The organism is Hymenobacter miniatus, assembly GCF_016427455.1.
GTDB lineage: Bacteria > Bacteroidota > Bacteroidia > Cytophagales > Hymenobacteraceae > Hymenobacter > Hymenobacter armeniacus.
The window spans coordinates 112503-125111 of record NZ_JAELXR010000001.1; the positions used below are offsets into that span (position 1 = coordinate 112503).

At 62.2% G+C, this 12609-nt stretch carries 10 protein-coding genes; 7 read left to right on the forward strand and 3 right to left on the reverse strand.

The features are described from left to right. Positions 1-18: 18 nt before the first annotated feature. Positions 19-2913: a DNA polymerase I gene (gene polA / locus JAO73_RS00490; RefSeq protein WP_198975240.1), complete on the forward strand. Its 2895-nt coding sequence runs from the start codon at positions 19-21 to the stop codon at positions 2911-2913. 84 nt (positions 2914-2997) lie between these two features. On the opposite strand, the gene JAO73_RS00495 is transcribed toward polA, so the two are convergent. Beyond that, complete coding sequence (locus tag JAO73_RS00495; protein ID WP_198975241.1) at positions 2998-3528, reverse strand: hypothetical protein; 531 nt, start codon at positions 3526-3528, stop codon at positions 2998-3000. 219 nt (positions 3529-3747) lie between these two features. Between JAO73_RS00495 and JAO73_RS00500 the strand changes: the two genes are divergently transcribed. Both JAO73_RS00500 and JAO73_RS00505 read left to right on the forward strand, forming a co-directional pair. Next, a complete protein-coding gene (locus JAO73_RS00500) occupies positions 3748-4212 on the forward strand; it encodes a DoxX family protein (RefSeq protein ID WP_198975242.1) in 465 nt (154 codons plus the stop codon). A gap of 13 nt (positions 4213-4225) precedes the next feature. Continuing rightward, complete coding sequence (locus JAO73_RS00505; protein WP_198975243.1) at positions 4226-4732, forward strand: DinB family protein; 507 nt, start codon at positions 4226-4228, stop codon at positions 4730-4732. A 14-nt stretch (positions 4733-4746) separates the two neighbouring features. On the opposite strand, the gene JAO73_RS00510 is transcribed toward JAO73_RS00505, so the two are convergent. Both JAO73_RS00510 and JAO73_RS00515 read right to left on the reverse strand, forming a co-directional pair. Beyond that, positions 4747-5061: a DUF3060 domain-containing protein gene (locus JAO73_RS00510; RefSeq protein WP_198975244.1), complete on the reverse strand. Its 315-nt coding sequence runs from the start codon at positions 5059-5061 to the stop codon at positions 4747-4749. Positions 5062-5250: 189 nt separating this feature from the next. After that, on the reverse strand, positions 5251-7380 hold the full coding sequence (locus JAO73_RS00515) for a sigma-54-dependent Fis family transcriptional regulator (RefSeq protein ID WP_198975245.1): 2130 nt from the start codon (positions 7378-7380) through the stop codon (positions 5251-5253). A gap of 310 nt (positions 7381-7690) precedes the next feature. On the opposite strand from JAO73_RS00515, the gene JAO73_RS00520 reads away from it, so the two are divergent. From JAO73_RS00520 to JAO73_RS00535, 4 genes are all read left to right on the forward strand, one after another. Continuing rightward, positions 7691-9052 (forward strand): TolC family protein, encoded by a 1362-nt coding sequence (locus JAO73_RS00520; RefSeq protein ID WP_198975246.1) that lies wholly within the window; start codon positions 7691-7693, stop codon positions 9050-9052. A 120-nt stretch (positions 9053-9172) separates the two neighbouring features. Continuing rightward, positions 9173-9622 (forward strand): universal stress protein, encoded by a 450-nt coding sequence (locus JAO73_RS00525; RefSeq protein WP_190926204.1) that lies wholly within the window; start codon positions 9173-9175, stop codon positions 9620-9622. A 65-nt stretch (positions 9623-9687) separates the two neighbouring features. Then, positions 9688-10800, forward strand: coding sequence for an HlyD family secretion protein (locus tag JAO73_RS00530; protein ID WP_198975247.1), 1113 nt, complete (start codon positions 9688-9690; stop codon positions 10798-10800). A gap of 145 nt (positions 10801-10945) precedes the next feature. Next, positions 10946-12514 carry a DHA2 family efflux MFS transporter permease subunit gene (locus tag JAO73_RS00535; RefSeq protein ID WP_198975248.1) on the forward strand — a complete coding sequence of 523 codons (1569 nt, stop codon included), beginning with the start codon at positions 10946-10948 and terminating at the stop codon, positions 12512-12514. The last annotated feature ends 95 nt before the right edge of the window (positions 12515-12609 follow it).

Sequence of the window (12609 nt, forward strand, 5' to 3'; positions counted from 1 at the left end):
TCCGTACTTTCGCCTACCATGACCGATACCGCTGCTCCCGCCCCCACCGCTCCCAAAAAGCTTTTCCTGCTCGACGCCTTTGCCCTGATTTACCGCTCGCATTTCGCGTTCAGCAAAAACCCGCGCATCAACTCCAAGGGCATGAACACCGGGGCCGTGCTCGGCTTCACCAACACGCTGGTGGAGGTGCTGCAGAAGGAAAAGCCCACGCACATCGGCGTGTGCTTTGATGCGGCCAAGAAGACGTTTCGCCACGACCAGTTTGCCGAGTACAAGGCCCAGCGCCAGGCCATGCCCGAGGACATCGGCATTGCCATTCCGTACATCAAAAAAATCATTCAGGGCTTTCACATCCCCATCCTGATGATGGATGGCTTTGAGGCCGATGACGTGATTGGCACGCTGGCGCAGAAGGCCGAAAAGGAGGGCTTCGAGGTGTTTATGATGACGCCCGACAAGGACTACTGCCAGCTGGTGACGGACCACATCAAGATTTACCGCCCCGCCTTCATGGGCAACGCGGCCGAAATCCTGGACGTGGACCACGTGCTGGCCCGCTTCGAGATTGAGCGCGTGGAGCAAGTCATTGACATTCTGGGCCTGCAAGGCGACGCCTCCGACAACATTCCCGGCATTCCGGGCATTGGCGAGAAAACGGCCAAGGCCTTGATTAAGCAGTTTGGCTCGGTGGAAAACCTGATTGCCAATTCCGACCAGCTCAAGGGCAAGCAGCAGGAAAACGTGCGCAACTTCGCCGAGCAGGGCCTGATGAGCAAGGAACTGGCCACCATCCACGTGAACGTGCCGCTCGACTTCGAGCCCGACAAGCTGGTGCTGGATGCGCCCGACGAAACCACCCTGCGCGAGCTGTTTGATGAGTTGGAATTCCGCCAGTTGGCCGCCCGCATCCTGGGCGGCGGCCCTGAGCGCACGCCGGCCCGCGTGGCCGCGCCCGGCTCCAAGCCCACGCGCCAGCCGCGCGTGGCCGCCGGCCAGGCTTCCCTCTTCGGCAACCCCGGCGACGAAGCCGTGGCCATCGGGGCCGAGGAGGGCGAAACCGGCGGCTACGGCGCCCCCAGCGGCCCCCGCAAGCGCCTGGAGGACGTGCCCTACCAGTACCACCTGATTGACACGCCGGAGCTGCGCAAGTCGCTGCTGAGCTTCCTGTTGCAGCAAACCGAAGTGAGCTTCGACACCGAAACCACCGGGCTGGATATCATGACGGCGCGGCTGGTGGGCCTGAGCTTCTGCTGGCTGCCGGGCGAGGCTTACTACGTGCCCGTGCCCACCGAGGACCAGGCAGCAGTGCAGGCCATTGTGGAAGAATTCTGCCCGTTTTTTGAGGCCGAGCACATCCTCAAAATCGGTCAGAACATCAAGTACGACCTCACCATTCTGCGGCACTACGGCGTGGAAGTAAGCGGGCCGCTGTTCGACACCATGCTGGCCCACTACCTCATCGAGCCCGACATGCGCCACAACATGGACGTGTTGGCCGAAACTTACCTGCACTACACGCCGGTGAGCATCATCGAGCTCATCGGCCCCAAGGGCAAGAAGCAGATTACCATGGCCGACGTGCCGCCCGCCCAGGTAAAGGACTACGCCTGCGAAGACGCCGACGTGACCCTGCAGCTCAAGCACGTGTTCGAGCCCATGCTCAAGGACCTGGGCCTGCTGGGTTTGCTCAACGACGTGGAAAACCCGCTGGTGCCGGTGCTCAGCAGCATCGAGTACGAGGGCGTGCGCATCGATTCCAACGCCATGAACGAGTACTCGGCCGAGCTGCAGGGCTACATCACGGAGCTCGAAGGGCAGATTTTTGCCGAAGCCGGCGGGCCGTTTAACATCGGCTCGCCTAAGCAGTTGGGCGAGGTGCTGTTCGACAAAATGGGCCTGGGCGGCGGCAAAATCAAGAAAACCAAAACCGGCCAGTACGCCACCGGCGAGGAAATCCTGAGTCAGATGGCGGCCGACAATCCCATTGCGGCCCTCATTCTGGAGCACCGCCAGCTCACCAAGCTGCGCAGCACCTACGTGGAGGCCCTGCCCCAGCTGGTGAACAAGGACGACGGCCGCGTGCACACCAACTTCAACCAGGCCGTGACGGCCACCGGCCGCCTCAGCAGCACCAACCCCAACCTCCAGAACATTCCCATCCGCACGGAAAAGGGCCGCGAAATCCGCAAAGCCTTCGTGCCGCGCGACGACCAGCACGTGCTGCTGGCGGCCGACTATTCGCAGGTGGAGCTGCGCATCATGGCCGACTTTTCGGGCGACAAGACCATGATTGAAGCCTTCCGCCTGGGCCAGGACGTGCACACCAGCACGGCCAGCAAGGTGTTTAAAGTGCCGCTCGACCAAGTGGACTCGGAGATGCGCCGCAAGGCCAAAACCGTCAACTTCGGCATCATCTACGGCATTTCAGCCTTCGGGCTGGCCCAGCGTATCGGCATCAGCCGCAAGGAAGCCACCGACATCATCGAGACCTACTTCCAGGAATTCCCGTCGGTGAAGCAGTTCATGGACGAGAGCATCAACCGCGCCCGCGAGCTGGAATACGCCGAAACGCTGCTCAAGCGGCGCCGCTACCTGCGCGACATCAACTCGCGCAACGCCACGCTGCGCGGCTACACCGAGCGCAACGCCATTAACGCCCCCATCCAGGGCACGGCCGCCGACATCATCAAGATGGCCATGATTAACATTTATCACTGGCTGCGCGAGGAGAAGCTCAAAACCCGCATGATTCTGCAGGTGCACGACGAATTGGTGTTCGATGCTGTTAAATCAGAAGTGGAATACATCACGCCCAAAATCAAGGAGCTGATGACCACGGCCCTGCTCCTGCCCCACGGCGTGCCGCTGGAAGTGGAAGTGGGCACCGGCAACAACTGGCTACAGGCACACTAACCAGATAGCCTTCGCCCCAGAAAAAGGCCCTGCACAATGCCCATAAGCATTGCGCAGGGCCTTCCCTTTTTAGAGCAACACGAACTATTGCCGGGTGAAGACGGCCTTGTCGACTCTCAGGGAATCCTGATTACGCCCGTAGATGTACCTGGCCTTGAGAGTAAGGGTAGTGTTGGTAAGCAGGCATTCGTAAGCTCCTGGCACGGCTTCCATCACAGGCATCACGCTTCGGCCGGCTCCTCCCCAAGGGCTGTTGACGGTGAGCTCGGTTTGTGCGCCGTTTATGCTCCACGTGCCCCAGTCGGAATTCACAAAGTTGCTTCTGACCGAACAGGCGCGGGGTTCCTGCTGCCACACAACTTTGCCCGCCGAGGTGAAAGTGAAGGTATTGAGCCCCAGGCAGGGCGTGGTGGGGCTGTTGGAAAACGTCCTGAAAAAGTTATTCGTCCCGGTGACGGTTCCGTTCAGCGGACCAAAATCGATGGTGTAGTCCGTCATGCGCCAAGTGGTGTCGTCTAATGACGCTGTTTTTAAAGCCGGTGCAGGTTCTTTTTTTGAACAGGCGGCTAGCACAGCCCCAACGAGAGCCATGCCAATAATGAATGTTCGTTTCATAAGATTCTGAAAGTAGAATGTTGGCAAAACGGTGACAGGACCAGTTGCCATAAGGTTGCTCTACGGCCCGGCTGCCCAAGCTTGCTTTTGGTGCCAATGGCACCCAGAATGTAGCAGAATGCCGTTCATTTTTGCATGCGGCGATGAAATGGTCCTTCGCCTCCTCCTTTTGCAGGCATGCCGCCGTATAGGCAGCATTCACCTACGCCTCTACTTACCATGCCCCAGCAAGCTCACACCACCACCCTGCAAAACGTGGCCCGCGGCCTGTTGGGCAGCTTTATGATTGTAGCCGGCACCGGCCACCTCACCTTTGCCCGGCGCGAATTCCAGGCCCAGGTGCCCGATTTCGTGCCCGGCGACAAGGACACGACCGTGCTGGCCTCGGGCGTGGTGGAAATTGGGCTGGGGCTGGCGCTGCTGTTGCTGAAAGGCAACGACCGGCGGCGCATGGGCATTGGGCTGGCGGCCTTCTACGCGGCGGTTTTCCCCGGCAATGTGCACCAATACACCGAGCGCATTTCCGCCTTCGGGCTCGATACCGATGCCAAGCGGCTGGCCCGGCTGTTTTTCCAACCCGTGCTGATGGGAGCGGCCTTGTACTCGACCGGCGCCCTAAATTCCCGACGGCTACAAAAGCCGGCCGTGCATCGTGCCCTGCCCCGCACGAACACTGCCTCTTGATTGGCTTCGCCTTATGATTCCCAATAACATCCCCCCCATGGACCGGCCCAACCAGAAGGGCCTCGTGGCCGAGCTGACTAGCCTGCTCACCAAGGGCAACGCCCACGCCACATTCGAGGAAGCCTGCGCCGACCTGACGCCGAAAATCTGGAACCAGCACGTGCCGGAGGTGCCCTACACCATCTGGCAGCTGGTCGAGCACGTGCGCATTGCGCAGTGGGACATCGTGGAATTCTGCCTCGAACCCGAGCACGAATCGCCCACGTGGCCAGAAGGCTACTGGCCCGCCCCCGATGCCACCGCCGATGAGGAGCAGTGGCAGGAAACCCTGGATGGCATCCGGCAGGACCGGCAGCGCTTTCTGCACCTGTTGCACGCACCGGGCACCAACCTGCTGGCGCCCCTGACCCACGGCACCGGCCAAACCATTCTGCGCGAGGCCATGCTCATTGCCGACCACAACGCCTACCACACCGGCGAAATCATTCTGGTGCGCCGCCTGCTGAAGGCCTGGAAATAGGGCTAGGCCCTGGCTTATTCGGCTTTTGCCACCGTGTTGCCTTTGCCGATGGTGGTAATTTCGGGCTTGGTGCCCCGCCAGTGCACGGTGTTGTCGTTGCCGGTCACCTCAATGGTGGCCACGTTTTCCAGCGTGACGCGGTTGCGGTTGCCCACGAGGGCGAGGCCCTGGCAAGTGCCGGTGAGAGTGGCCTGATTGTCGTCGCCCTGCAGCTGCACGTCCTGACCCGAGCAGTCACGCGTTTGCACCGACTTATTCCCAATAATGGTCAGCTCGGTGTCGTCGCTCGTCACCACGGCCGACGCATCGCCGTTTCGCTCGATGCGCATGCCGGGCACCTCCACCCGGTGGCCTCCGGAGCTGCTGCGCACCTCCGCCTCTTCGGACGGCTACGAACACCCGCACAGGACCGCGGCCAGAGCGACGCCCAGCCGCATAAGTTGTCTTTGGCTCATGTAAAAACGACGTTAGAACGGCGAAACTTACGCCCAAAAACCTACTCTTATTTCACTGCCGGGCTACGCCTCCACCCCCACCGTGCGCCGAATGCCCAGCTTCTTCATGCGCGCTTCCAGCGTTTTGGGGTTGATGTCCAGCAGCAGCGCGGCCCCGTTGGCGCCGCTCACGCGCCCGCCGGTGCGCTGCAGCGCGGCCAGAATGTGGTCGCGTTCCTGCTCCTTCAGCTTTTTGAGCGGAGCGAAGCCGGACGCGGCCGGCGCGGCCCCCAGCACCACGGGCGCCGCCGCAAAGCCCGCAAATTCCAGAAACGGCCCTTGGCTCACGATGATGGCCTGCTCGAGCACGTGCTCCAGCTCGCGGATGTTGCCGGGCCAGGAATAGGCCTGCAGAGCGGCCAAATCGGCGGGGCGGACCTGCCGCACGGGCTTGCCCAGGCGCTTGCTCAGGCGCTGAATGAAGTGGCGCATCAGCGGCTCGATGTCTTCGCGGCGCTCGCGCAGGGGCGCCAGCTCGATGGGAAACACGTTGAGGCGGTAGTACAAATCGGCCCGGAAGCGGCCGGCGGCCACTTCGTCGGCCAGCACGCGGTTGGTGGCGGCTATCACGCGGGCGTCGGAGTGCAGCACCTTGGTGCCGCCCAGCCGCTCAAACTCCCGCTCCTGCAGCACCCGCAGCAGCTTGGCCTGCAGGTCGAGGGGCAGCTCGCCGATTTCGTCCAGGAAAATGGAGCCGCCGTTGGCCAGCTCAAACTTGCCGATGCGCCGCTCCACCGCTCCGGTGAAGGCGCCTTTCTCGTGCCCGAACAGTTCGCTCTCGATGAGCTGGGCGGGCAGGGCGGCGCAGTTGAGCTTGATGAGGGCGCGGCCGTGGCGGGGCGAGGCGTTGTGCAGCTCGCGCGCCACCAGCTCTTTGCCGGTGCCGGTTTCGCCCGATATCAGCACCGTGGTGTCGGTGGGGGCCACCAGGCCAATGCGGCGCTGCACCAGCTGTAAGGCCGGCCCGTTGCCCACGAAGGCGCCCGAGTCGGCCCCGAACCGGGCCGAGGTGTTGATTTCGTCGACCAGGTAGGTGCGCTCCTGCTCGACCCGGGCTTTCAGTTCCTCTATTTGCTCGAAGGCGAACAGGTTGTCGAGGGCCAGCGCAATCTGGGGGGCCAGCGCAAGCACGGTGGCGAGGTCTTCGGGCCGAAAGGCATCCGGGTTGGGCGAGGCCAGAATGAGCACGGCCACGCCATCGGCCCGCTGCCAGATGGGCACGATGAGCATGGCCCGTGTGCCGTACTCCTCATACACCCGGCGCAGCAGCGGGAAGCGTTGGGCCTGCGCCCGGAAATCATCGGCCGCGTACAGCCCGGGCGTTTGCAGCAGGCTGTTGAGCTGATGATACATGGTGGACGTATCGAGCTGGTTGAGGCCGTACTGCCGGTTGGGGTCGAGGGCCTGCAGCTGGGCGTCGGGGCCTTCGCCGGTGCGCGCAAATTCGGCAAAGCCTTCAAATGGCTCCTCGCGCCCCGCCCGCTGCACCCGAATGCCGAAATAGTCGAAGCGCACCACCCGGCTCAGCGCCTCGGCCACCGCCCGAAAAAGCGGCTCGCGCTGCTTGATGCTGAGCAGCGCGTTGGTGATGTTGAGCTGCAGGGTGCGCTCCTGCTCGCGGCGCGCCACTTCCTCGAAGGCCAGCGTGTTGGCCACGGCCACGGCGATGAGCGAGCCGATTTTTTCCAGCAGCTTCACGTCGGCCGGCGTGAGGTGGGGCGTGCGGCGCGAGGCCAGGGTCATCATGCCCGTGAGGCGGCCGCTGATGTGCAGCGGCACCGCCGTAAGGTGGCTGATGCCCAGCTTCTGGAATTTATTAAACGGAGCGTAGTTGGGGTAATCGGCTAAGTATTCGGCGGGCGTGAACTGCTGTACGCGCGGGTCGGCCACCAGCTTTTCGAGCGGCGAGCCGGCTATGGGTGTGAACTGGTCCATGCCGGGCTGCGGCGGCGGCGCTTCGTCCACGCCGTAGTAGTCGCGCAAAAACAGCCGCTTCATCTTCAGGTCTGCATCGAACACGTTGATGCCGATGAGGTCGAATGGGAAGATGAGCCGCAACTTGGTGGTCACCACTTTAAACAGCGAGTCCTTGTCGCGCATCGTGGCGATGGCCTCGTTAAGGTGGAGCAGCAGGGTCTCGTCTTGGTCGGGCATGGAGCGGGCGTGAAGGCTGGCGTAAGAGCAACCAGCCACTGGCTGTGTTCAACAAATGCATAGACGCGTTGGCGGGCCAGTTGTTTTGGCATGTGCCATATTTTTCCTGAAATAACAGGAGCAAAAAGGGAGTAATTCCTGATATGTAAGAAATATGTTTTTTGAACTTGGCTGCTGCCACGCGTCATATCATTCACTTAAATGACTAATTACTTGTGCGTTACATCCGCAGCATAGAACAAATAGTAGTTAGCTTAACCCCTTGGCACAGCATTAGGTAAGCACAGGCAGATTCAACTTGCATCCGCTTATGTCTTTTCGTTTTTTCACTCCGGCAGCCTTTCTCCTCACGCTGGGCCTGCTGGGCACTGCTGGTTCGGCACTGGCCCAGAACCAGCCGGGGGTGCCCGCCGCTTCCCAGCCCATTGGTTTGGCCAGCGACTCCCTGACCTTGGGCGCCACCGTGCAGGCCGTGCTCGACGCCAACCCCGGCATCACCAACCTCACGGAGTTGTCGAACGCGGCTACCAGCCGCTTGTCGCAATCGCAGTCGGGCTTCCTGCCCCAGATTACCGGCACGGCCACCTACACCCGCATCGACCCGGTGGTGAAGCTGCCCTTCAACGGCGAAACGCTGCAGTTTGCGCCTAATAACAACTACGATTTTCACCTCACGGCGCAGTACCTGCTGCTCGACTTCGGCAAGAACGCAGCGACCGTGAAAGTGGCCGAGTCGCAGGTGCAAACGGCGCAGGACAACATCACGGTGGCCCGGCGCGACCTGGCTTTCAACGCGGCGCAGGTGTACTACAACATTTTGTTCATGCGCGAGAGCATTCGGGTGCAAAACCAGCAGATTGCCTCGCTGCAGGCCCACCGCAACGAGATGGAAAAGCGCGTGCAGGGCGGCGTGAGTACGCGTTTCGACGTGACGACCACCGACGTGCGCATCACGCAGGCCCAGAACACCAAGCTGGACCTGGAAAACCAACTCCGCAACCAGCAGGTGCAGCTGGCGCGCCTGTTGCACAAGCCCGCGCAGGCCGACATTCCGGTGAAAGGCCGCCTGACGTATGAGCCCCAGGCCGTGGACATGGCCACCGAGCTGGCCAAAGCCACCGAAAACCGCCCCGAAGTAAAATTGGCCCGCGACGCCGAAAAGACGGCCGAGCTGCAAGCCAAGCTCATCGAAAAAAGCGACCTGCCCAGCCTGGGCGTGGGCGCGCAGGTGGGGGGCAAAAACGGCTACATCCTGCCCGACATCAACCGCATTCGGTTCAACACGGTGGGCGTGGTGCAGCTGTCGGTGCCCATCTACGACGGCGGCCGCAACAAGAAGCAGCGCGTGGAAGCCGCGGCCAACAGCCGCGCCGCCCTGGCCCGCACCCAGGACACGCAGGAGCAGATTCGGGCCGACGTGCGCCAGGCCGTGAACAACATGGAGTTCAGCCAGGCCCGCCTGGCCAACGCCGAGCAGCAGGTGGCGCAGGCCTCCGACGCCCTCACGCGGGCCCAGGGCCGCTACCGCTACGGCGTGGGCCAGAACCTCGACGTGCTCGACGCCGAAACCCAGCTGGCCCAGGCCCGCCTGGCCCGCGCCCAGGCCATGTACAACTACACGCTGGGCCAGTACCAGCTGCGCCGCGCCACCGGCGAGCAGATTTGGCAATAGGCTTTCATTAGTGGTTAATGATTACCGGTTAGTGATTAACGACCAATCTGTAGGGCCATTATGGCCACGTGTTCTAATCCTAGCAATCAATCGTTACCCGCTAATCATTAATCACTTAAGATGAACCTCTCCACCATCCTTTGTCCGCTCGATTTCTCGGCCGCGTCGGCTGGGCTGGTGGCGTACGCGGCCGCGCTGGCCGTGGCCACCGGGGCCCAGCTGCGGCTGCTGCATGTGTGCGAGCCGCAGGAAGACCCCACCGGCCAGCGGCCCGACGACACCGTGTTTGCGCCCTGCAAAGACCGGATGCAGGCCCTGCGCACCGCCGCCGAGCAGGCCGGCGTGGCCCACGTGCACACCGGCATGGTGCGCGGCGAGGCCGCCTCCGAGATAGTGGCCGAAGCCAGCCGCCAGCAGGCCGACCTGATTGTTATCGGCGCGCACGGCCAGACGGGGCTTACCCGCTTCCTGATGGGCACCACCGCCGAAATTGTATTGCGCACCGCCCGGTGCGCCACGCTCCTGGTGCGTGCTCCCCTCCAACCAGAAACCAGCGAACCCGCGAACTGACCTTCCTCCGCCACGCGTTTCTGCCTTTCCTTCTCTTCAAAATCGACACCTGAATACCTACTAAGATGGCCCAGACCGAAGTTTCCCCCAACGTACAAAACGCCCCCGCGCCCTACCCCAACGCGGCTTCTGCCGAAGCCGAGCCGCTGGAGGCCCCCAAGAAGCGCAACCCGCTTGTATTCCTCATTCTGGCCGTCATTCTGCTGGCCGGGGGCTTTTATGGCTGGACGCGCTACCAGTTTGCCAAAGCCCACGAAAGCACCGACGACGCCCAGGTGGAAGGCGACGTGTACCCCGTGCTGCCCCGCGTGGGCGGCCCCGTGCTGAGCGTGAAAGTGGACGACAACCAGCCCGTGAAAAAAGGCGACGTCCTCGTGACCCTCGACCAGGCCGACTACCAGCAGCGCGTGAATGCCGCCGAGGCCGCCCTCGCCGCCGCCCAAGCCCAGGTGGCCGCCGCCCGCGCCGGCGTGGCCACGGCCAGCGCCAACGTGCGCAGCGCCCAAACCGGCATCGGCGTGAGCCAGGCCAACCAGGAGCGCCTGCAGAAAGACCTCAAGCGCAGCACCTTCCTGCGCCAGCAAGACATCATTCCGCAGAGTGAGTACGACGCCGTGCAGGCCAACCTAAAAGCCACCGCCGCCCAGCGCGCCACCGCCACCGACCAGGTGAGCGTGGCCCGCCAGCAGGTGGCCGCCGCCCAGCAGCAGATTGCTGTGGCCCAGGCCGTGGTGAAACAGCGCCAAGCCGACCTCGACAACGCCCGTTTGCAACTGAGCTACACCACCATCACGGCGCCCGAAAACGGCATTGTGAGCAAGAAAAACGTGCAGCCCGGCCAGGTGGTGCAGCCCGGCCAGCAGCTGTTCGGCATTGTGGGCAGCGCCCGCACCTGGGTGGTGGCCAACTTCAAGGAAACCCAGCTGGAAGACATGAAAGTGGGCCAGCCGGTGAAGATTGAGGTGGACGCCTACCCCAACGAGGAGTTCCAGGGCCACATCGAGTCGCTCTCGGCGGCCACCGGCGCCCGCTTTGCCCTGCTGCCCCCCGACAACGCCAGCGGCAACTTCGTGAAAGTGACCCAGCGCATCCCCGTCCGCATCGCCCTCGATAAGGTGGACCCCGAGCACCCTTTGCGCGCCGGCATGAGCGTGAATGCCGTGGTGCAGGTGAAGTAAGCACAGGTTGTTTTATTCTGTCATCCTGAGCGCAGCGAAGGACCTTATCACGCTAGCGCCGCTAGAATTGAGCCTACCTAATCAAACGTGATAAGGTCCTTCGCTGCGCTCAGGATGACAGTAACATTCATAATACAGATATAGAATGGAAACCGGATTTACCAAGTGGATTATCGTCATCACGGTGGTCCTCTGCTGTTTGCTCGAGCTCATTGACACCAGCATCGTGAACGTGGCCCTGACCCAGATGATGGGCAACCTCTCGGCCACGCAGCAGGAAGTGACCTGGGTGATTGCCTCCTACGGCATCGCCAACGTGATTGTGATTCCGATGACCGGCTTCTTGGCCGAGCAGTTCGGGCGTCGCAACTACTACTTTGCCTCGGTGGTGATTTTTACCATCGCCTCCATGGCCTGCGGCCAGAGCACCAACATCTGGGAGCTGGTGGCGTTTCGCTTCATTCAGGGCATTGGCGGCGGCGCGCTCATGGCCACGTCGCAGGCCATCCTGGTCGACACGTTTCCGCCGAAGCAGCTGCCGCTGGGCCAGGCCCTGTTTGGCATGGGCGTGATTATCGGGCCCACCATCGGCCCCACGCTGGGCGGCTACATCGTGGACAACTACGACTGGCCCTGGATTTTTTACGTGAACGTGCCGGTGGGCATCCTGGCCGCCATCTTCACCATGCTGTTCATCCGCGACCCTGAGCGCATCAAAAATGCCATTCCGCGGCCCCTGCGCGAGATTGACTGGGCCGGCATCGGCCTGCTGATTCTGGGGGTGGGCTCGCTGCAGCTGGTGCTGGAGCAGGGCGAAAGCGAAGACTGGTTCGAAAGCTCCTACATCAACACGTTTGCGTTCCTGGCGGCGGTGGGCATCATCGGGTTCATTTGGCGCGAGCTCACGGCCCGGCAGCCCATCGTGGACCTGCGGGTGCTGGGCAAGAGCCGCAACCTGGCCGTGGGCGCGGTGCTCTCGTTTGTGTTGGGCTTCGGCATGTTCGCCTCGGTGTTCATTTTCCCCATTTTCACGCAGCGCATCCTCGGCTTTAGCGCCGCCCAAACGGGCTACATCTTGCTGCCCGGCGCCCTGGCTTCGGGCATGATGATGCCGGTGATTGGGCGCATGCTGCAAGCCGGCGTGCCCCAGAAGTTTATGATTCCGGTGGGTTTCGCCATCTTCTTCATCTTCACTTTCTGGATGGGCCGAATCATTTCGCCCACCGCCGGCGAAGACGACTTCTTCTGGCCCCTGATGGTGCGCGGCCTGGGCATGGGCCTCATCTTCTTGCCCATCACCACCATGAGCTTGGCCGGCCTGAAAGGCAAAGACGCGGGCCAGGCCGCTGGCCTCACCGGCATGATTCGCCAACTCGGCGGCTCGTTTGGGGTGGCCATCGTGGGCACCTACCTGGAGCGCAGCATTGCCCAGAACCGCATCAGCCCGCTGGCGCACATCTCGCTCTACGACACCAACACCGTGCAGCGCATTCAGGCCTTCACCCAAAATTTTCTCTCGCACGGCTTCCCGCTGGAGCAAGCCCAAAAGCAGGCCTACGCCGCGCTGGAAGGCATTTTGATGAAGCAGGTGTCCATCATCACCTATACACAGGTGTTCACGATGATTGGCCTTTTCTTCATCGTCTGCCTCCCACTGGTGCTGCTGATTAAACGGGTGAAAATCACCGGCAAAATCAGCATGGACGCGCACTGATTCCGTGTCGGCCATAGCACGCAAAAAGCCCCGACTCATGCCGAGTCGGGGCTTTTTGCATTACAGACGTTCGTCCGCTTTCGCAGGCGCCGGAA

Coding starts and splice junctions, on each gene's coding strand:
- JAO73_RS00515 (WP_198975245.1), bottom strand. CDS start 7,380: ATGCCCGACCAAGACGAGACCCTGCTGCTCCACCTTAACGAGGCCATC.
- JAO73_RS00520 (WP_198975246.1), top strand. CDS start 7,691: ATGTCTTTTCGTTTTTTCACTCCGGCAGCCTTTCTCCTCACGCTGGGC.
- JAO73_RS00495 (WP_198975241.1), bottom strand. CDS start 3,528: ATGAAACGAACATTCATTATTGGCATGGCTCTCGTTGGGGCTGTGCTA.
- JAO73_RS00535 (WP_198975248.1), top strand. CDS start 10,946: ATGGAAACCGGATTTACCAAGTGGATTATCGTCATCACGGTGGTCCTC.
- polA (WP_198975240.1), top strand. CDS start 19: ATGACCGATACCGCTGCTCCCGCCCCCACCGCTCCCAAAAAGCTTTTC.
- JAO73_RS00530 (WP_198975247.1), top strand. CDS start 9,688: ATGGCCCAGACCGAAGTTTCCCCCAACGTACAAAACGCCCCCGCGCCC.
- JAO73_RS00510 (WP_198975244.1), bottom strand. CDS start 5,061: ATGCGCATCGAGCGAAACGGCGATGCGTCGGCCGTGGTGACGAGCGAC.
- JAO73_RS00500 (WP_198975242.1), top strand. CDS start 3,748: ATGCCCCAGCAAGCTCACACCACCACCCTGCAAAACGTGGCCCGCGGC.
- JAO73_RS00505 (WP_198975243.1), top strand. CDS start 4,226: ATGATTCCCAATAACATCCCCCCCATGGACCGGCCCAACCAGAAGGGC.
- JAO73_RS00525 (WP_190926204.1), top strand. CDS start 9,173: ATGAACCTCTCCACCATCCTTTGTCCGCTCGATTTCTCGGCCGCGTCG.